Source organism: Rhizobium binxianense (assembly GCF_028994275.1).
GTDB lineage: Bacteria > Pseudomonadota > Alphaproteobacteria > Rhizobiales > Rhizobiaceae > Rhizobium > Rhizobium binxianense.
The window spans coordinates 546,256-567,132 of the sequence record NZ_CP118713.1; the positions used below are offsets into that span (position 1 = coordinate 546,256).

Annotated in this window: 15 protein-coding genes; 14 read left to right on the top strand and 1 reads right to left on the bottom strand. The window is 62.0% G+C overall.

The window, feature by feature from the left end; genetic code table 11:
• Window positions 1-142 precede the first annotated feature (142 nt).
• The 10 genes from PO860_RS02670 to PO860_RS02715 all read left to right on the top strand — a co-directional run bounded on the left by PO860_RS02670 (window position 143) and on the right by PO860_RS02715 (window position 12,582).
• Complete coding sequence (locus PO860_RS02670) at window positions 143-1,003, top strand: S49 family peptidase (protein WP_273880325.1); 861 nt, start codon at window positions 143-145, stop codon at window positions 1,001-1,003.
• An 18-nt stretch (window positions 1,004-1,021) separates the two neighbouring features.
• Window positions 1,022-1,213, top strand: coding sequence for a hypothetical protein (locus PO860_RS02675; RefSeq protein ID WP_003584596.1), 192 nt, complete (start codon window positions 1,022-1,024; stop codon window positions 1,211-1,213).
• 408 nt (window positions 1,214-1,621) lie between these two features.
• Complete coding sequence (locus tag PO860_RS02680) at window positions 1,622-2,578, top strand: glycine--tRNA ligase subunit alpha (RefSeq protein WP_028756701.1); 957 nt, start codon at window positions 1,622-1,624, stop codon at window positions 2,576-2,578.
• A gap of 163 nt (window positions 2,579-2,741) precedes the next feature.
• Window positions 2,742-4,520: a DUF2207 family protein gene (locus PO860_RS02685; RefSeq protein ID WP_275038350.1), complete on the top strand. Its 1,779-nt coding sequence runs from the start codon at window positions 2,742-2,744 to the stop codon at window positions 4,518-4,520.
• Between the two features lie 69 nt (window positions 4,521-4,589).
• Window positions 4,590-5,141: a LemA family protein gene (locus PO860_RS02690; RefSeq protein WP_275038088.1), complete on the top strand. Its 552-nt coding sequence runs from the start codon at window positions 4,590-4,592 to the stop codon at window positions 5,139-5,141.
• Window positions 5,142-5,232: 91 nt separating this feature from the next.
• A complete protein-coding gene (locus PO860_RS02695; protein WP_275038089.1) occupies window positions 5,233-6,495 on the top strand; it encodes a 3-phosphoshikimate 1-carboxyvinyltransferase in 1,263 nt (420 codons plus the stop codon).
• A gap of 40 nt (window positions 6,496-6,535) precedes the next feature.
• On the top strand, window positions 6,536-8,470 hold the full coding sequence (locus PO860_RS02700; RefSeq protein ID WP_275038090.1) for a DUF2207 domain-containing protein: 1,935 nt from the start codon (window positions 6,536-6,538) through the stop codon (window positions 8,468-8,470).
• Between the two features lie 65 nt (window positions 8,471-8,535).
• On the top strand, window positions 8,536-9,807 hold the full coding sequence (gene purD, locus PO860_RS02705) for a phosphoribosylamine--glycine ligase (RefSeq protein ID WP_275038091.1): 1,272 nt from the start codon (window positions 8,536-8,538) through the stop codon (window positions 9,805-9,807).
• Window positions 9,808-9,912: 105 nt separating this feature from the next.
• A complete protein-coding gene (locus PO860_RS02710; RefSeq protein WP_183605885.1) occupies window positions 9,913-10,374 on the top strand; it encodes a plant virulence effector HPE1-like domain-containing protein in 462 nt (153 codons plus the stop codon).
• Between the two features lie 384 nt (window positions 10,375-10,758).
• Window positions 10,759-12,582, top strand: coding sequence for a methyl-accepting chemotaxis protein (locus PO860_RS02715; RefSeq protein ID WP_183605886.1), 1,824 nt, complete (start codon window positions 10,759-10,761; stop codon window positions 12,580-12,582).
• A 377-nt stretch (window positions 12,583-12,959) separates the two neighbouring features.
• On the opposite strand, the gene glyS is transcribed toward PO860_RS02715, so the two are convergent.
• Complete coding sequence (glyS, locus tag PO860_RS02720; protein WP_275038092.1) at window positions 12,960-15,074, bottom strand: glycine--tRNA ligase subunit beta; 2,115 nt, start codon at window positions 15,072-15,074, stop codon at window positions 12,960-12,962.
• A 219-nt stretch (window positions 15,075-15,293) separates the two neighbouring features.
• Between glyS and PO860_RS02725 the strand changes: the two genes are divergently transcribed.
• The 4 genes from PO860_RS02725 (at window position 15,294) to PO860_RS02740 (ending at window position 20,780) form a co-directional block, all read left to right on the top strand.
• Window positions 15,294-17,603: a Tex family protein gene (locus tag PO860_RS02725; RefSeq protein ID WP_275038093.1), complete on the top strand. Its 2,310-nt coding sequence runs from the start codon at window positions 15,294-15,296 to the stop codon at window positions 17,601-17,603.
• A gap of 133 nt (window positions 17,604-17,736) precedes the next feature.
• Window positions 17,737-18,996, top strand: a complete 1,260-nt coding sequence (locus PO860_RS02730) for a cyclopropane fatty acid synthase (protein ID WP_273883436.1) — start codon at window positions 17,737-17,739, stop codon at window positions 18,994-18,996.
• Window positions 18,997-19,036: 40 nt separating this feature from the next.
• The gene (locus PO860_RS02735) at window positions 19,037-19,618 is read left to right on the top strand and encodes a histidine phosphatase family protein (RefSeq protein WP_275038094.1); all 582 of its coding nucleotides are present in this window, start codon (window positions 19,037-19,039) and stop codon (window positions 19,616-19,618) included.
• A 349-nt stretch (window positions 19,619-19,967) separates the two neighbouring features.
• Window positions 19,968-20,780, top strand: a complete 813-nt coding sequence (locus tag PO860_RS02740) for a MipA/OmpV family protein (RefSeq protein ID WP_183605891.1) — start codon at window positions 19,968-19,970, stop codon at window positions 20,778-20,780.
• Window positions 20,781-20,877 lie beyond the last annotated feature (97 nt).

The window sequence follows — 20,877 nt, forward strand, 5'->3', positions numbered from 1 at the left end:
TAGAATGATAATGCAAGTCATTCGCAACAAGAAAATCAAACTGCATGTTTTCGAGAACGCGGCCATTGCGTTTGTCGTTCCAGCGCATACATGGATGCCGATCGCGATTGACGATCGGACGACGCGAAGCGAAGGATTAGAGATGGCCGGATTGTTGAGAAAACTGCTGCCGAAACGGTTTCGCAAGGATGGCGTCACCATCCCGGTCGTCCGGCTGCAGGGCGCGATCGTCAGCGGCGGCGGCCAGTTCCGGCCGGCTCTCAATCTCGCCAATGTCTCGCCGGTGCTGGAAAAGGCCTTCGCCATGAAGGACGCGCCGGCGGTTGCCATCTCCATCAATTCGCCGGGCGGCTCGCCGGTCCAGTCGCGGCTGATCTTCACCCGCATCCGTGAGCTTGCCCGCGAGAAGCAGAAGAAGGTTCTGGTCTTCGTCGAGGACGTCGCCGCTTCCGGCGGCTACATGATCGCGCTTGCCGGCGACGAGATCATCGCCGACGCCACCTCGATCGTCGGCTCGATCGGCGTCGTCTCCGGCGGTTTCGGCTTTCCCGAATTGTTGAAGAAGATCGGCGTCGAGCGCCGCGTCTATACCGCGGGTGAAAACAAGGTGATCCTCGATCCTTTCCAGCCGGAAAAGGAAAAGGACATCGAATACCTGAAGAGCCTGCAGCTCGAAATCCATCAGGTCTTCATCGCGATGGTGCGCGAGCGCCGCGCCGGCAAGCTGGGGGACGACGCGGCGGTCTTCTCCGGCCTGTTCTGGAGCGGCACGCGCGGCCTCGAACTCGGCCTCATCGATGGCCTCGGCGACATGCGCCAGGAACTGAAGCGGCGCTACGGCCAGAAGACCAAGCTGGAGCTCGTCACTGCCGGCCGTGGCCTGCTCGGCCGCCGTATTCCAGGCGTGTCGCCGGTCTCGCTCGAAAGTGCGGCATCCGGTCTCGCGACGGGGCTTGTCGAAGCGGCCGAAGAAAGAGCATTGTGGAGCCGTTTCGGGCTTTAAGGAGAGCAGGAGAGGGGAATGGCGCAGCTCATCACGATCCTGGTCCTGGTCTTCTCAGCCTGGTGGCTCTACCGCCGCTTCGTCTCCGATGCCCGCAAACTTGCCGAAAAGTCGCGTCGCGCCGAAAAAGAGCGCCAGACCGGCGCGATCGGCACGCTGGTCAAGGATCCGGTGACGGGGGAATATCGGCTGAAGCGCGATGAGGAATAAGAGGCGTTACCACTGCGCCTGCCTTTCATTCGGCATCCGCTCCGGGCGCTCTGTGGGTCGGAAGCCCCCTCTGCCCTGCGGGCCCGGTGTCGAGCCACGGGTCTCGACCCGTCCTTCGGACCCCCCCACAGGTGGGGAGATCACAAGTGGCTTGGATTTCCCATCCCTCTACCGTTTCGTCGGGCTGCAACGCTGATTGTTTGGGGAAGCCGTTGCGCCCATCCGATCTCCCTCCTTGTGGGGGAGATGTCCGGCAGGACAGAGGGGGGTATCACCCCGCAGCCACAAGAAGGAATTCCTCTTCCATGTCGGCATTCCACGCCCCTCCACTGCCGCAAAACTCTTGACCCCCGCCGCCCTCCATGGCACCTGTCGCGCCGATAATTCCCAAGCAAGCGGTGCCGTTCGATGTCAGCTATCCCAGACCATATGAACCCGAAGCGCTCCTTCCAGGCGCTGATCCTGACCCTGCATAGCTACTGGGCGGACAAGGGTTGCGCGGTGCTGCAGCCCTACGACATGGAAGTCGGCGCCGGCACCTTTCACCCGGCCACGACGCTGCGCGCCCTCGGCCCCAAGCCGTGGAAGGCGGCCTACGTCCAGCCCTCCCGCCGCCCGTCGGACGGCCGTTATGGCGAGAACCCGAACCGACTGCAGCATTATTACCAGTATCAGGTCATTCTGAAGCCGAACCCGCCCAACCTGCAGGAGCTCTATCTCGGCTCGCTGGCCGCGATCGGTCTCGATCCGCTGCTGCACGATATCCGTTTCGTCGAGGACGACTGGGAAAGCCCGACGCTCGGCGCCTGGGGCCTCGGCTGGGAATGCTGGTGCGACGGCATGGAAGTCTCGCAGTTCACCTATTTCCAGCAGGTCTGCGGCATCGAATGCTCGCCGGTCGCAGGCGAATTGACATACGGTCTCGAGCGCTTGGCCATGTATGTCCAGGGCGTCGACAATGTTTACGACCTGAATTTCAACGGCCGCGAAGGCGACGAGAAGATCAGCTACGGCGACGTCTTCCTGCAGGCCGAGCAGGAATATTCGCGTCATAATTTCGAATTCGCCAATACCGAGATGCTGCATCGCCACTTCGTCGATGCCGAGAAGGAGTGCCGGGCACTGCTCGATGCCGGCGCGCCTGGCGACAACGCCAACCAGCGCCTGCACAAATGCGTCTTCCCGGCCTACGACCAATGCATCAAGGCCAGCCACGTCTTCAACCTGCTCGACGCCCGCGGCGTCATCTCGGTCACCGAGCGCCAGAGCTATATCCTGCGCGTACGCACGCTCGCCAAGGCCTGCGGCGAAGCCTTCCTGCTGACCGACGCCGGCGGCGTCAACCTGGCCAAAGAGGCGGCGTAAAAGCCGCTTCTTAAAATTTCACCGCTTCCGAGACTATGCGTCTTTTACGCGAGCCGCTCGATGACTATCTTATCGGGTGTTTCGATCAGGTATAGATTCGGTCTGTCTTTTGAAGCGCGGTATTCTTTATTTCAAAATCCTATTCATGAGCTTCGCAGGCGGGATGCCGCGAATTTTCTCATGGCTCATGTCATGCGCAATGTTGGTCTTCCTGACCTCGTGTAGCGATTTTGACAAGGAGTTTACTGTCCAGTCGGCAAAAAGCGCGGTCAACGTGTCCCTCGACGGCACTGCCTTGGTTTCGGAACGCTTCGACATCTCCGTCAAGAAAGCGGAAAATTACGGCGGCGTTTACGTCGATATACCTCAACGTTTCACGGATGCGTCAGGCGGTGCTCACTGGCGGGATTTCAATCTGGTAACCGCCCAGCGTGACGGTGGTGACGAACATTACTTCAAAGAAAACAACGTGCCGGGCTATTCGATCTATATTGGCGAATGGCACTGCAAGAACTGTCGTGCCGACCTGCCCCCCGGCCCCGGCAACATAGAGATCGCTTACCGCCTGGGGCGCCTGGTCCGTGAGGAGGGCGATCGTCAGGTGCTTTTCCTCCCGGCCTATATGGGGCGCATTCACGGCCAGGGTGCGAGAAAGATCGTAACTCTAACGATCCCGCCGGGCGGAGTGCTGCGCCGTTCGCATCTTGACCCGCCGGCCTACGAGATCACACAGAACGCACCGAACGAGATCCTGGTGTCCATTGCAGCAGGGAAGGGAGACCGGGTTCTGCCGGACATCGAGATCGACTATCCCCGAGGAACGTTCCTGAGTGGGACGAGCGACAAGCTCGTGCGCTGGTGGCTCTCCGACCACTTTCTCGCATTCATAAGCATTTTAGGGCCGCTGATCGTCAGTCTGTTTGTAGCGTTGAGATTGTCGCTCGGCCGGCGCTCGCCTCCAGCTTTGACAGGCCTCGATAGCAAAACGACGGAGGGCATATCCCCGGCGCTCGCCGCCTATCTGTTCCGAAACTGGAAGGCGGGTGCGGCAATGGCAGCTTTTACGGCGTCTGTCTGCCATCTCGCAGTGAAGCGAAAGTTTCGCATTTCCGGCTTTGGCGAAGATGCCGAGGCTTCGGATTTGTCTGCCAAGCAAGCGCGCGGGAAACGCAAGGTGACCGGCGCCAGATGGTATAGCCTTCCCGATGCAACACGTCTGGTATTTGAGCGGATTGAAAGAGAGCGGCCTGTCGATGACAGGCGCAGGGTTCTATATGCCTGGTATGGCCTCGAAGATGAATTGCACAAGACAGTCGTTGCGGAATATCAGAAGCTCAGAGGCAAAGATCGGTGGATTTCGCGAGCTATTTTCTCCATTCTGACTCTTGGCATTGCTGTCGCCTATTTCTCGGGCCTTTTGATTTTTTCGGCAGCCATCTGCGGCATATTGCTGACGTCTTTGGGTGCCGTCTCGGCGTTGCTGCGCCCAGAGGAGCGCCCAAGCCTCGCGGACTTCAGGCAGGTATTGGGAGTATGTCTCGGTCTTCCGGTGCTGATGATTCTTTCGCTTTACTACATTGGGACCACCGAGGTGATCAGCGAGCAGCAGCCATATCTGGTGGCGATCTTGCTGGATATTGCGGGCATCATCGTCGTCGCGGCAACGCTGCGCGTGCCAACGCCGAAGCAGCGCGAGATCCGCGATAACGTGCTGAGTTTGGACCGTTATTTGCGGGGCGAGATTGATGGCCCGGCAATGTCGACCGAGTGCTACGAGCACCATCTGCCGTTCGCTGTTGCGCTTGACGTCGAGCGTTGCTGGACGGAACGCTTCAATGTCTGGCGAGAGAGCGAAAGGATGGATGCCTATGCTCCCGACTGGCGGATAAGCTCTTCGACCAAAGGTATTTTCAAAGTCTTCGTGAAATCGGCCGAAGAATGACTGCGCGACGATGACTTTGCTATGCCGAATCACTAACGTGCGATCATCAAATCGGGGGAGTTCATCTGCATGTATGTGATACTCGCTGTTATCGTTGTCATCGCGCTCTATGTCGTCTTCATTTACAACGGCCTGGTTCGCGCGCGGCAGATGGCGGAAGAGGCCTGGTCGGGCATCGACGTCCAGCTCAAGCGCCGCGCCGATCTGATCCCGAACCTGATCGAGACGGTCAAGGGTTATGCCGCCCATGAAAAGACCACGCTCGAAGAGGTGGTTTCGCTCCGCAACAAGGCGCAGGCGGTGCCATCAGGCGATGTTGCGGGCAGGGCGCAGGCGGAAGGCCTGCTCGGCCAGGCGCTCGGCCGGGTCATCGCGCTCGCCGAAGCCTATCCCGATCTCAAGGCCAACCAGAACTTTGCCGAGCTCCAGGCCTCGCTCGAAACCATGGAAGGCGAATTGCAGATGGCGCGGCGTTATTACAATGGCGCCGCCCGCGACCTGAACGTCAAGGTCGAAAGCTTCCCCTCCAATCTCGTCGCCGGCCAGTTCGGTTTTGCCAAGCGCGAATATTTCGAAATCACCAACGAGGCCGACCGCGCCGTCCCCAGCGTGAAATTCTGACGATCCGGCATTTTGCCTTTGCGAGAAAGAGATTAAGAGCAAGGGCAGATTTGCGGCCGGCAAGGGTCGTCTCATGGACGGAAGACATAGCATGAAAAGCACAGACAAACTCACAATCATCCCGCCGGGCAAGCCGCTTTCGGGTCGCGCCATGCCGCCGGGCTCCAAGTCCATCACCAACCGCGCACTGCTGCTGGCAGGCCTTGCCAAAGGCACGAGCCGGTTGACGGGTGCGCTGAAGAGCGACGATACGCGGTATATGGCTGATGCGCTGCGTGCCATGGGGGTTTCGATCGACGAGCCCGATGACACCACCTTCGTCGTCACCGGCAGCGGCGGGCTCAAGCCACCGAAGGCTCCGCTCTTCCTCGGCAATGCCGGCACGGCGACGCGCTTCCTGACGGCGGCTGCGGCTCTGGTCGACGGCACCGTCATCGTCGATGGCGACGAACATATGCGCAAGCGCCCGATCGGCCCGCTGGTCGAGGCGATGCGCACGCTCGGCATCGACGTCACCGCCGAGACCGGCTGCCCGCCGGTCACCGTCAAGGGCACCGGCCGCTTCCAGGCCGATCGCATCCGCATCGATGGTGGCCTGTCCAGCCAGTATGTTTCGGCGCTGCTGATGATGGCGGCCGGCGGCGACCGGCCGGTCGACATCGAACTCGTCGGCGAGGATATCGGCGCGCTCGGCTATATCGATCTGACCACGGCGGCGATGAAGGCTTTCGGCGCCAAGGTCGAGAAGTCCAGCCCGGTCACCTGGCGCGTCGAGCCGACCGGCTATCGCGCCGCCGATTTCATCGTCGAGCCGGATGCCTCGGCCGCGACCTATCTCTGGGCTGCCGAGGTTCTCACCGGCGGCGCGATCGATCTCGGTGTTCCCTCCGATACCTTCTCGCAGCCGGATGCGCGCGCCTATGACATCATCGCCAAATTCCCGCATCTGCCGGCAGAGATCGACGGCTCGCAGATGCAGGATGCCGTTCCGACCCTTGCCGTGCTTGCCGCCTTCAACCAGACGCCGGTTCGCTTCGTCGGCATCGCCAACCTGCGCGTCAAGGAATGTGACCGCATCCGGGCGCTGTCCACCGGCCTCAACCGCATCGTTTCGGGGCTTGCCCGCGAAGAGGGCGACGATCTGATCGTGAGCTCCGATCCAGCCCTTGCGGGCAAACGCCTGCCGGCCGAGATCGACAGCTTCGCCGATCACCGCATCGCCATGAGTTTCGCGCTCGCCGGCCTGAAGATCGACGGCATCACCATTCTCGATCCCGATTGCGTCGGCAAAACCTTCCCGGCCTATTGGCGCACACTCGCCGCCCTCGGCGTGACATATCAGGACAACGATTGACGGAAAACACGCAGCCGAGGCTGCCGGCGGGGAGACTGGGATGGGGCGTCGGCTTTTCGGATTGTGTTTTGCACTGCTGTTGATGCTTGCCGCTCCGGCTGCCTTTGCCGCCGAGGTGATCGACAGTTTCGCCTCCGACATCGCGCTCGAAAAAAGCGGTGCGATGACGGTGACGGAAACAATCACCGTCAATGCCGAGGGCAACCGGATCAACCACGGCATCTTCCGTGACTTCCCGCTCTATTTCACCGATGCCTCAGGCCGCCGCCGCAGCGTCGATTTCGATATGGTGTCGGTCCAGCGCAACGGTGCTGACGAGCCTTGGCATACGGAATCGATCTCGGGCGGCATCCGCATTTATGCCGGTTCTGCCGATGTGACGGTGACGCCGGGCCGTCATCGCTACGTCTTCACCTACAGAACCAACCGCCAGATCCGCTATTTCGACGATCATGACGAGCTCTATTGGAACGTCACCGGTAATGGCTGGATCTTCCCGATCCGCTCGGCGACGGCGACGGTGACGCTGCCGCCGGGTGTCACTGCCACCGAGACGACCTTCTTCACCGGCCGGCAGGGCGCAACTGGAAAGAACGCCCGCGCCAGCGAGGCCGGCGCCGGCATCGTTTTTTCCACCACCGCGCCTCTCGGTCCTAACGAAGGTCTGACTTTCGCGATCCGCATGCCGAAGGGCTCGATCGATCCGCCGAGCACGGATATGGAAAGCACATGGTGGCTGAAGGACAACCGCGATTATTTCATCGGCTTCGGCGGCCTGATCCTGGTTTTCGCCTATTATCTCAGATCATGGCTGAAGGTCGGCCGCGATCCTGCCCGCGGCGTCGTCGTGCCACGCTGGGACGCGCCTGACGGCATTTCGCCGGCACTGGTCAACTACATCGACAACAAGGGCTTTTCCGGCGAGGGCTGGACCGCCCTTTCCGCCACCGCGCTCAATCTTGCGGTTCGCGGTTACGTCAAGCTCGAAGATCTGAAGAATTCGATTGTCATCCGCGGCACCGGCAAGGCGCTCGGCAAAGAGAAATTCCAGGCCGGCGAGATCGAACTGCTGAAGGCCGCTGGCGGCGCCGGCAAGACGCTGACGATCGACAAGGCCAATGGCGAGCGGGTGAAGTCCGTTGGACAGGCTTTCCGCTCGGCGATCGAGAAAGAGCACCGCGGCAAATATTACAATTCCAACCTCGGTTATACCACGGGCGGCATTGCGCTCAGCGCCGCCGCCCTGGTGGCGCTGTTCGTCTTTGGGTCGCTGCAGCCCGACACCATCGCGCTGATGCTGATCCCGATCGGCATCTCGGTCTTTGTCGCGGTGTTCGTCGCCGGCTTCGTCAGGTCGCTGCATCGCGGCAGGTCGCTGTTCGGCAAGATTATCGCCATCATTGCCACGGCGATCGGCGTTTTCGTCGGCATCAGCATCCTGGCGACCGTGGTCCTGGCGCTTGCCTCGTCGCTGGTGGAACTGCATGAAACGCCGATGCTCTTTGCCGTCGGCGGCATAGTACTGCTCAACATCCTCTATTTCTTCATCATGGGCGCACCGACCCCGCTCGGCGCCAAGATGATGGATGGCATAGACGGCTTGCGCCAATATCTGACGCTGGCCGAGAAGGATCGGATGAACACGGCAGGCGCCCCACAAATGTCGCCGCAGCATTTCGAGACGCTGTTGCCCTATGCGGTGGCGCTCGGCGTCGAAAAGCCGTGGTCGCGCACCTTCGAAACCTGGCTTGCGGCCGCTGCCGCCGGTGCGGCTGCGGCCTATACGCCCGCCTGGTATTCCGGCAATTTCAACAGCGGCAGCTTTTCCGATCGTATCGGCGGCTTTTCCTCGTCGATGGCCTCGACCATCGCGTCGACGATTCCGGCACCGCCGCCGTCGAGCTCATCCTCCGGTTTTTCCGGCGGCGGCTCGTCGGGCGGCGGCGGCGGAGGCGGGGGAGGCGGCGGCTGGTAAGCTTTCCCGCTTGACCTTTTAGCCCTTGGCCCTTAACCGCCAGGGGCAAAAGGAAAGGGTTGCGCATGAAGGTTCTGTTGATCGGATCGGGCGGACGTGAGCATGCGCTCGCCTGGAAGCTGGCGCAATCGCCGTTGATGAGCGAATTCTACGCCGCGCCCGGCAATCCCGGCATTGGCGAACACGCCGTCCTCGTGCCCATCGACATCGAGGATCACGAGGCGGTCGCCGCCTTCTGCAAGGACAAGGCGATCGATTTCGTCGTCGTCGGCCCGGAAGCGCCGCTGGTTGCCGGCCTCGCCGACCGGCTGCGCGCCGATGGTCTTGTGGTTTTCGGTCCTTCCGCTGCTGCCGCCCAGCTCGAAGGCTCCAAGGGCTTCACCAAGGATATCTGCGCCCGTTACGGCATTCCCACAGGCGCCTATCAGCGTTTCAACAATGCGCCGAAGGCCAAGGCCTATATCCGCGCTCAAGGCGCGCCGATCGTCGTCAAGGCCGATGGCCTTGCCGCCGGCAAGGGCGTGACGGTGGCGATGACGCTGGATGAAGCCTTGGCCGCGGTCGACGACTGCTTCGAGGGCGCCTTTGGCGCCGCCGGCGCCGAAGTCGTCGTCGAAGCCTATCTCGACGGCGAGGAGGCGAGCTTCTTCTGCCTCTGCGATGGAAAACATGTGCTGCCGCTCGCAACCGCCCAGGACCACAAGCGGGTGGGCGAGGGCGATACCGGCGTCAATACCGGCGGCATGGGCGCCTATTCGCCGGCGCCCGTGATGACTGCCGAGATGGTCGAGCGTACCATGAAGGAGATCATCGAGCCGACGATGCGCGGCATGGCCGAGAGCGGTCATCCCTTCTCCGGCGTGTTTTTCGCCGGGCTGATGATCACCGAAAAGGGGCCGGAGCTGATCGAATACAATGTCCGCTTCGGCGATCCCGAATGCCAGGTGATGATGATGCGGTTGAAGAGCGATCTGCTGCCGCTGCTGCTTGCCACCGCCAACGGCACGCTCGATCAGGTAACCGCAGAATGGAACGACGATCCGGCCCTGACGGTGGTCATGGCCTCCAAGTGTTATCCCGCCGCCTACGAGAAGAACACGCCGATCCTTTCCCTGCCGGATGCGGGCGAGGGCGAGAAGGTGTTTCATGCCGGCACGGCTCTGAAGGACGGCGTGCTGGTCGCGACCGGCGGCCGTGTGCTCAACGTCACCGCCACGGGCGGCACGGTGGCCGCGGCCAAGGACCGCGCCTACGCGCTGCTCGACAAGGTGAGATGGGAAAACGGCTTCTGCCGGCGCGACATCGGCTGGCGGGCAATCGAGCGCGAAAAAGCCTGAGATACGGTATAAACCACCGCATTCTTTAAATTTTTACCCTTTCCCCTGACGGGATGGAAACAAAGCTCCGTTATACCGCCCCTACGGTAAGACGGAGGTGCGTTGATGCGTCAGATTTTCCTCGGTGCGGCAATCCTGCTGATGGCAGGCTCAGCAATGGCGTCCTCGATAGAGGTGGTCGGCAAGACTGCTCCGCGCGCTGAAGGCAGCATCGTCACCGAAAGCTGTGCCGATTGCCCGCCGCTCCAGGCCGAGCTGACCAAAAAGGACTATACGGTGCCGGAACTGAAGCCCGGCGTCCTCCAGGCGAGTGAAATCCGTGATGTCGGCGGCGAAAAGAAGATCTACCGCACCGAAGGCTGGATGGGCGGCTCGCCCGTCGTCTTCGTCAGCAAGGCGACCCCGGAAGCGATGGTTGCGGCAGCACCGTCCGCCCCGCCGGCTGACGGCATCGACATGAACGCCCAGACCGCGGCCGTCATCGGCGGCGACGTCAAGCCTGTTGCAGCTGGCATGACTGAACAGCCGGCAACCCTCAACGTTTCCGAATTCAAGCTGCGTTTCTAAAAAGTTCCCTGCCCCCGCCTGATCAAGGTTTCGATCGTTTGGGGGTCCACCGCAGGTGGGCCGAATGCACCCTCGATGAGCAGCGGGGGTGCATTCCTGTTTTGATAGGGCTGGGCAAGCTGAAATTTCCAACACGAGCGATCTTGCGATCATCGGATGAAATCCGACGCTGCGCTGTATAACTTGACCCCTTGATTTTTAGGGAAATCTGCATCGCTTTTAATAAAGTTAAAGCTTTTTTATAGGGTGGGCATCAATTGTAACTTACCCGGTCGCAGCATGTTTGTTTTAGCAGCGGTAGACGCGCGGCCTTGTTTGGCGCGCTCGCACAGGCGGTAGAAAACCGCACCGGAATGCAGCCCACCATTCCCGTTGCGAGGCGTCATGAAAAATTTGAAGATATCGAAGCAGCTCATACTGCTGGTCGTCGGCCTGATGATTGCTTTTGCGATCGCCACGTCCCTGCAGATCCGCTCCTCGGTCGATGCGATCTATAAGGAGCGCTACGACATGCTCCGCGCCGAGGTTCAATCGGCGGTGTCCGTTCTCAAGCTTTACCAGGCCAAGGTAACCGCGGGCGAAATGACGCTCGAGGATGCCCAGAAGCAGGCCTACGCCACCGTCAACGGGATGAAATACGATCCCGACGGCTATTTCTTCGGCTATAGCTACGACGTCCAGATGATGTTCCACTACGATGCGGCGAAAGTCGGGCAGAACCTCAAGGGTCAGGCCGACAGCAAAGGCAAGCTCTACCGCGAAGAGCTGGTCAAGCTCGGGCAGCAGGGCGGCGGCCTCGTCGAATTTTATTCCACCAGTAAACCGGGCCAGCCGGCCGGTGATTACCGCAAGACGGCCTATGGCCAGGCCTTCGACCCATGGAAAGTCGTTGTCGTCACCGGGGTCTACATGGACGATCTCGATGCTCAGATAAACAGCACCATCCTCACTGCGCTCTCCGGCAGCATCGTCCTGTTCTTCCTTGCCATGGCAGCGGCCTACGTCGTGATCCGCGGCATATCGGGACCTCTCAACAACGTCCATGCCGCCCTGAAGGCCGTCGCCGAAGAGGACGTTTCCATCGCCATCCCGCATATCGGCATGAACAATGAAGTCGGCATGATGGCAAAGGCGACGCAGTCGCTGCAGGAAAAGATCCGGGAACGCCATGCTATGTCGGATCGCGAGGCGGCCCAGCAGCTGGCGCTGGAAAACGAGCGGGAGAACAATCTGCGCCAGCAGCAGGATGAAACAGCGCTGCAGGCGCGTGTGGTGGCGACGATCGGCCAGGCGTTGGAGATGATCGCACGCGGCGACCTCACCGTCCGCTGCGCCGATCTCGGCCAGAAATACGCCGCCCTGCGCGAAAACTTCAACGATGCGCTGTCGCATCTCGAAGCCGCCATGGCCAAGGTCAGCGCCAAGGGCACCGACATCGGCACCAGCAAGGAAGAGATCCGCCGCGCCTCCAACGAGCTGTCGCAGCGCACCGAGCGCCAGGCCGCCAGCCTGGAAGAGACTTCGGCTGCTCTCGACGAGCTCACCGTCGCCGTCCGTCAGACGGCCGATGGCGCCCATGAGGCGAGCAAGCGCGTCCACTCGGTCAGCACCGAAGCCAACCATAGCGATGCGATCGTCACCCAGGCGATCGAGGCGATGAGCGGTATCGAGAAGTCGTCGTCGGAGATCACCAAGATCATCGGCGTCATCGACGAGATCGCCTTCCAGACCAACCTGCTGGCGCTGAATGCCGGCGTCGAGGCGGCCCGTGCCGGTGAATCCGGCAAGGGTTTTGCCGTCGTCGCCCAGGAAGTGCGCGAACTTGCCCAGCGCTCGGCTGCTGCGGCCAAGGAGATCAAGGACCAGATCGCCCGCTCCTCCAGCCAGGTCGACCATGGCGTCCGCCTGGTCGGCGAGGCCGGCGAGGCGCTGAAGCGTATCTCCGACCAGATCAAGGCCGCCAACGAAATCGTCGCCAAGATCGCCCACAGCGCTTCCGAGCAGGATACGACGCTGCGCTCGATTTCCTCCTCGATGAACCAGCTCGACGCCGCCACCCAGCAGAACGCCGCCATGGCCGAGGAGACGACGGCATCGGCCGAAACGCTGGCCAGCGACACCGACGAGCTGATCGACCTCATCCGCGGCTTCCGCGTCAGCGGCGAAGGTGCTGCCCCGGCTGCGCATCAGGGTCGCCGCGCCGCTTAAAGCAACTCCAGGAAAAGTGCGAAGCGGTTTTCCGTCAGGAATTGCGTAAAGACAAAAACGGCGAGGCGCCAAAGGCGTTTATCACCAAATTCTCAGCGGCCGTCGGTTCTCCGGCGGCCGTGCCGTTTGTCGATGCCGCCGTTTCAACAATTCCTCACGCTGGACAGCACCGGAACTGCTTGCTTATGGATGCTCAGGTCAAGCTCACGGCTACGGTTTGCGCCGATGGCTGCCCCTCACCCTAACCTGCGAGAGGTGAGCGAGGAATAGAGAGGTCGCGCCCATCCGCCTTTGCCCGCGAGCGGGGAGAAGGGGGGCGGCAGCCGGATGGGGCAAGCTCCGACGAAAATGCAGCGCCATCCGGCCGAAGCCGAATATCACCCCGAAATCTTCGAGAAATCCGCAACCGTTCCCGTCGCCTCGCGGATCAACCGCAGCAGGGCGAGACGGTTGGCGCGGATGGCGGCGTCCTCGTCGTTGACGAGCACGTCTTCGAAGAAGCGGTCGACCGGGCCGCGCAGCTTGGAAAGCGCTTCCATCGCCGAGCGGAAATCCTCGCCGGCGACGGCGTCCGACGCATCCTTCGAGGCGCTGGAGATCGCGGCGAACAATTCCTTCTCGGCATCGAGCTTCAGAAGCGCTTGCGAAACGCCGTCGGCGATCACGGTGCCCTTCTTTTCCTCGGCGGCGAGCAACTGCGTCGCCCGCTTGGTGCCGGCGAGCAGATTCTTGCCGTCTTCCGAGGTGATGAAGGCCGTCAGCGCTTCGACGCGGCGCGCCACCATCAACAGGTCGTCGGCATCCGCCGTCAGCACCGCGTCGATGAGATCGTGGCGGGCGCCCTGGTCGCGCAGATAGACCTTGAGGCGGTCGTGGAAGAAGGAGAGGAGATCGATATCCCTGGTCGTCGCCAGCAGCGGCAGGCGGATTCTTCGCTCCAAGAGGATCCTGACGACACCGAGGGCCGCACGCCGCAACGCGAACGGGTCCTTCGACCCCGTGGGCTTTTCATCGATCGCCCAGAAGCCGATCAGCGTATCGAGCTTGTCGGCAAGCGCGACGGTGATCGCCACCTTGTCCTCAGGCACGCGGTCCGACGGCCCCTGCGGCTTGTAGTGATCCTCCACCGCGGCGGCAACGGAAGCATCCTCGCCCTGCAGTGCCGCATATTTGCGGCCCATCAGGCCCTGCAGTTCCGGGAATTCGCCGACCGCTTCCGTACGAAGATCGGCCTTGGCGAGCACGGCAGCGCGATCGACCAGAGCCGCGTCGGCGCCGGTGATCTTTGCTAGCTCCTTTGCAAGCGCCCGGATGCGGGCGACGCGTACGCCCTGCGTGCCGAGCTTGGCATGGAAGGTGACGTCGAGCGCATCCAGCTTGGCCATGCGCTGGTCGAGCGGCTTGTTCAGGTCGAGGCCGAACTTTGCCGCCGAAGCCGTGAGCGTTTCGAGATCCGGCAGGTTGCCCTGGTCGCGCTTCCAGAAATGCAGCGCGTCGGAAAGCCTTGCCCGCACCACCTTGCCATTGCCGTGGACGATTTCCTTGCCGCCGTCGCTTGCCTGGATATTGGAGACGAGGATGAACTTGTTCGACAGCGCTTCGCCGCTCTGTGGCCGCGTCACGAAGCACTTCTGGTTGGTCTTGATCGTCAGCCGGATGATTTCCGAGGGAATGGAGAGATAATCCTCCTCGAAAGAGCCCATCAGCACCTGCGGCCATTCGACGAGGCCGGAGACTTCCTCCAGCAGGCCTTCGTCTTCCACCAGCTCCAGCCCATTGGCAAAGGCGATGTCGCGGGCGTCGTGCAGGATGATGTCCTTGCGCCGCTCGGCATCGAGGATGACCTTCGCCTTTTCCAGGTTCGCCGCATAATCGTCGAAGCGCCGGACGGTGATCGCCTCGGGCGCATGGAAACGGTGACCATAGGTGATGTTGGAAGCGGTGATGCCGTCGATCTCGAAGGGGATGACGGTGGTTTCTTCATGCTCCGGACCGAAGGTGCAGACGATCGACTGCAGCGGCCGCACCCAGCGCAGCGCGCCGGGCCTGGAGGAAGCCTTGCCCCAGCGCATCGATTTCGGCCAGGGAAAATCGCGGATGATGCCGGGCATGACATCGGTGACGATCTCTTCGGTCGCACGGCCGGGCTTGGAGATGACCGCGACGTAGAAATCGCCCTTCTTCGGATCGCTCACCACCTGCGCCTCGGAGACCGAGGACAAGCCCGCGCCGCGCAGAAAACCTTCGATCGCCTTCTCGTTGGCATCGGTGCGCGGCCCCTTGCGCTCCTCGCGCACATCGGCCGAGCGTGCCGTCAGGCCGTGAATATCGAGCGCCAGCCGCCGCGGCGTCCAGTATTCGCGCGCGCCCTCGTAGGACAGGCCCGCTTCGACAAGCGCATCGGTGACGAGCTTCTTCAGGTCGCCGGCAGCCTTGCGCTGCATGCGGGCCGGAATCTCTTCGGAGCGGAGTTCGAGAAGAAGGTTTGGCATGTCGAATTTCCTTGCCTCCCGAGACAGGGGAGGGATGGCATGGGCGCCGGGTCAAAACGTTGCTTCTGCTAGCAAAGAATGGCGCATCTGCACAACCGCAAAATCGCCGCCTTTCCGGCATGCTTATCCTGTGGATCGCCGCTTGCCTGTAAACTCCAACATTGCCTTGCCGCTTTTCGCCGCTATGGTCCCGCAACTTTCGTCGACATAGGAAATCCCATGGCCGCAGACCTCCGTTTCCTCGCAGCCCGCATCTCCGCCGAAATCAACGCCCGGCCCGACCAGGCCAAAGCCGCCATCGAGCTGCTCGACGAGGGCGCCACCGTGCCCTTCATCGCGCGCTATCGCAAAGAGGTGACGGGCGGGTTGGATGATACGCAGCTGCGCAATCTCGCCGAGCGGCTGGTCTATCTGCGCGAGCTCGAAGCCCGGCGCGACGCGATCGTCGAATCGATCACCGGCCAGGGCAAGATGACCGACGAGCTGATGACCAAGGTCTCGGGCGCCGAAACCAAGGCCGAGCTCGAGGATCTCTATCTGCCCTACAAGCCGAAGCGCCGCACGCGCGCCGAAATCGCCCGTGAACGCGGCCTCGGCCCGCTCGCCGAGGCGATCCTCACTGAGCGCGGCCGGGGGCCGGCGGTGCTGGCCGAAGGCTTCATCACGGCAGATGTGCCGGATGTGAAGACGGCGCTCGAAGGCGCGCGCGACATTGTCGCCGAAGGTTTTGCCGAAAATGCCGACCTGCTCGGCAGATTGCGCGCCCATATGCGCCAGGCTTCGCTGCTAAAGGCCCGGGTCGTCGACGGCAAGCAGGCGACGGGCGAGAAGTTCTCCGACTATTTCGACCATTCCGAACGCTGGGCGACCGCCCCCGGCCACCGCGCGCTCGCCATGCTGCGCGGCTGGAACGAGGAGGTGCTGACGCTGACGATCGAGGCCGACGCCGAGACCGCCTCGCCGAACAAGCCGGTCGAACGCATGATCGCGGCCGCCTATGAGATCGGGACGAGCCGTCCCGGCGACCGCTGGCTGATGGAGGTTGCAAGCTGGACCTGGCGAGTGAAGCTCTCCATGTCGCTGTCGCTCGACCTGATGCGGGAACTGCGCGAAAGGGCCGAAGAGGAAGCGATCCATGTCTTCGCCCGCAATCTCAAGGATCTGCTGCTCGCAGCACCCGCCGGCTCGCGCGCGACGATGGGTCTCGATCCAGGCATCCGCACCGGCGTCAAGGTCGCCGTCGTCGACGGCACCGGCAAGGTGGTGGCGACATCGACCGTCTATCCCTTCCAGCCGCGCAACGACGTGCGCGGCGCCCAGGTCGAGCTCGCATCGCTGATCCGCAAGCACAATGTCGAACTGATCTCGATCGGCAACGGCACCGGCAGCCGCGAAACCGAAAAGCTGGTGGCCGACATGCTGGCCGAATTGCCGGCGCCGAAGCCGACCAAGGTCATCGTGTCGGAAGCCGGCGCCTCGGTCTATTCCGCCTCGGCGACTGCAGCGGCCGAATTTCCCGATCTCGATGTGTCGCTACGCGGCGCCGTCTCCATCGCGCGGCGCCTGCAGGATCCCTTGGCCGAACTCGTCAAGATCGAGCCGAAGTCGATCGGCGTCGGCCAGTATCAGCACGACGTCGACCAGCAGAAGCTGTCGCGTTCGCTCGATGCCGTGGTCGAAGATGCGGTGAATGCCGTCGGTGTCGATCTCAACACCGCGTCTGCGCCGCTGCTGTCTCGCGTTTCCGGCCTCGGCCCGTCGATTGCCGACGCCATCGTCCGTCACCGCGACAGCGAAGGCCGTTTCGAGACCCGGCGGGATCTTTTGAAGGTCGCCCGCCTCGGCGGCCGCACCTTCGAACAATGCGCCGGCTTCCTGCGCATCCCCAACGGCAAGGAGCCGCTCGATGCCTCCTCGGTCCACCCGGAAGCCTATGGCGTCGCCAAGAAGATCGTCGCTGCCTGCGGCCGTGATCTGCGCGCGCTGATGGGCGACAGCGCCGTCCTGAAATCGGTCGATCCGCGTCAGTTCATCGACGAGAAATTCGGTCTGCCGACGGTCAGGGACATCATCGCCGAGCTGGAAAAACCCGGCCGCGACCCGCGTCCGAGCTTCAAGACTGCGACCTTCGCCGAGGGCGTCAACGAAATTTCCGACCTGAAGCCCGGCATGATGCTGGAAGGCACGGTGACCAATGTCGCCGCCTTCGGCGCCTTCGTCGATATCGGCGTGCACCAGGATGGTCTGGTGCATGTGTCCCAGCTTGCCGATCGCTTCGTCAAGGATCCGCACGAGGTCGTCAAGGCGGGTGATGTCGTCAAGGTGCGAGTGGTCGAAGTCGATGCCAAGCGCAAGCGCATCGCTCTGTCGATGAAGCGCGATGACGGTTCTGCTGCACCGCCGCCGCGGGGTGATTCTCGCGGCAACCAGGGCTCCCGGGCGCAGAACGAGCGCCGGCCGGCCGCCGCCAAACCGGAGAGCCAGGGCGCTTTCGGCGCAGCCCTTGCCGAAGCCATGAAGCGAAAATAAGGGCTTAGCCGGCATTTTGGCAAAAATGCAACAGTTTGCCCGCGTTATTTCAAGAGTGCTAAATCCGGCGCTTGTAAGGCGAAAGAGAGCTACTAAGTTGATGTGACCATCCTGTCACATTTGCGAGGCGTCCGTGGCGTCAGCTTTCCTTTCGATCGTCCAGCAAATCATCCGCAAGGGTTCGTTGAAACTTACCCTTGCCAATGGCGAGACCCACTTGATCGGCGACGGCACGGGTGAAACCGTTGTCGCCCGCCTTGCCGATCAGGAGGCCGAGGACGCCATTCGCCGCGACCCGACGATGAAGCTCGGCGAAATGTACATGCAGGGCCGCTTCATTCTCGAACAGGGCAACATTTACGATTTCCTGTCGCTGGTGAAGCAGAACACCACCAACGAGATCTTCGATTTCAAGATGGCGGCACTGCTCCTGGGCCGCATTGCCTGGCAGCAGCTGAAGAGCCGCGTGCCGGTCAATCGCAACAAGCACAACGTCGCCCATCATTATGACCTGTCGGCCAAGCTCTTCGATCTTTTCCTCGACGAGGACTGGCAATATTCGTGCGCCTATTTCGAGCCGCCGGGCATCAGTCTCGATGAGGCGCAGCTCGCCAAGAAACGCCATATCGCCGCCAAGCTTCTGCTTCAGCCCAACCAGCGTATCCTGGAGATCGGCTCGGGCTGGGGCGGCATGGGCATGTACCTGACGGAAGCGACTGATGGAGCCGATTTCACCGGCATTACGCTCAGCGAAGAACAGCTCAAGGTCTCCCGCGCCCGCGCCGAAAAGCGCGGCCTTGCCGACCGCGTGCGTTTCGAGCTGCAGGATTATCGCAGCATGACGGGCAAGAAGTTCGACCGCATCGTCTCGGTCGGCATGTTCGAACATGTGGGTATCGGCAATTACGCCAACTTCTTCCGCAAGGTATCGGATCTCCTCGACGATAACGGTGTCATGGTGCTGCATTCGATCGGCCGCCCGAAGCCGAGCTTCGGCACCAACGCCTTCATCGAGAAGTATATTTTCCCCGGCGGCTACATTCCTTCCGTCGGCGAGGTCTTGCCGCCGCTCGAAAAGGCGGGGCTCTTGGTCAAGGATGTCGAAATCCTGCCGATGCATTATGCCTATACGCTGCGCCATTGGCGCGAGCGTTTCGTGGCGCGCAAGGCCGAAGCCGTGGCGCTTTACGACGAACAGTTCTTCCGCATGTGGGAATTCTATCTGGCGGGTTCCGAAATGGGCTTCCGCTGGGACGAGCTCTTCATCCTGCAGATCCAGATCGCCAAGAACCAGTTCGCCGTTCCCGACAATCGCAATTACATCGCGCGCAACGAGACGAAGCTGAAGGAATTCGAGGCGAGGCGCGCGCCGCTCGAAAAGGTAATTTTCTGAGCGACAGCGCTTGTGCCGGCCATAATGAAAGGGCATGCCGATGAGCAGTGCGTTTCCCGAGATCTATCTCGTCCGGCACGGTGAAACCGAGTGGAGCCGTTCCGGGCGCCATACCGGGCGAACCGATATTCCGTTGACGGCAAATGGCGAGGCTGCCGCCGGCAAGCTCTCCGAACGGCTTGCGGGCCTGACTTTCTCCGCCGTCTGGTCGAGCCCGTCCGCTCGCGCCCGCCGGACCTGCGCGCTCGCCGGCTTCGGACCGGGCGCGGTCATCAGGGACGATCTCGCCGAATGGGACTACGGCGCCTATGAGGGCATCACCACCAAGGAAATCTTGGCCGGCCGCCCCGGCTGGCAGCTCTTTCGCGACGGCTGCCCGAATGGCGAGTTCGCCGCCGATGTCGGCGCCCGCGCCGACGCCGTCATCCATGCGCTTCGCGAGGCGGCAAGCACCATCCTGATCTTCTCCAGCTCACATTTCCTGCGGGTGCTCGCCGCCCGCTGGCTCGGCCTGCCGCCGGAAGGCGGCGCGCATTTCTCGCTCGATACCACAAGCATCAGCGTGCTCGGCTACGAGCACGACCTGACCGAACCAGTCATCCGCCAGTGGAACCAGCGGTAAGCAATTCCACCAAAATTGCGGGAGCGATTTTGCGTCCGGTCGGCGCTAGTTAAGACCCTTCACCAACCCCTCCCCGCAAGGGGGAGGGGCTGCCGTTTGGCGTCCGCCGAGTTTCTTTCCTGACGACGCAACATGTGGTGGCGCATTTTGATGGCAGGACCCCGCTGCGGGTTGTCCCTTTGGGGAGGTCTTTCTCCCGGCGGGTTTTCGCGTACGACCGCCGAAGGCGGCACGCTTTCATTTAGCGCCCTTCGTGTCTCCGTGGTTAACATTGGCGTAACGAGATCCGGATAAATCTAGCCACCGCCGCCCTCCGCGGCTTTGTTTTTGCGTTTTCTGGAGTGCGAACGTGTTTCATCGATCAGTCGTATCGATCTCTTTGGCTATTGCCCTTTCATTCCCAGTTTTGGCGTCGGCGCAGGAAAGCGGCCAGCCCTTCTGGTCCGGCGACTGGTATCTGAGCGTCGGCGTCGCCGGCTTCTCCGCCCCGAAATTCGAGGGTTCGTCGCACAATGAATTCAAGTTCAGCCCGCTGATCTCGGTCGGCCGCCAGGGCGCCGGGCCGCGATTTTCCTCGCGCAACGACAATCCCTCCTTCGCCCTCATCGACAAGGGCGCCTTCCGCGCCGGCATCGTCGGCAAATTCGTGCCGTCGCGCGATGGCGGCGACGACCGTGACTTGAAGGGCTTGAGGAAGGTCAAATGGGGGGCGGAAGCCGGCGGCTTCGTCGAGGTCTACCCCACAGATTTCCTGCGCGCCCGCGCCGAAGTCCGCCAGGGCATCCGCTCTCATGACGGCGTTGTCGCCGATCTCGCGGTCGATGCCTTTACCGATATCGCGCCCAACCTGCAATTGTCAGGCGGTCCGCGCGCGACATTCGCCACCGCAGGCTATTACGACGCCTATTACGGCGTCAGCGCCAAGCACGCGGCGGCAAGCGGTCTTGATCCCTATAAGCCGTCGTCGGGCATCCAGTCCTATGGCGCGGGAACGGCCATCACCTGGAAGGCGACCGAAAACCTCTCGGCAAGCTCCTTCCTCGAATATAAGCGGCTGGCGGGGCCTGCCGCCGACAGCAGCCTGGTGCGCGACCGCGGTTCGAAGAATCAGGTCCTGATCGGTGTCTCGGCCACCTACAAGTTCAATTTCTCACTGCAGTGATGGCCGGCGCCCACGCGTTTTTTTCAAATGTGCGGGCGCCATAATGCCTTGAATTGCCAGAGATTTTATCCTTGAATCGGTTCCGGTCCGGCAAATG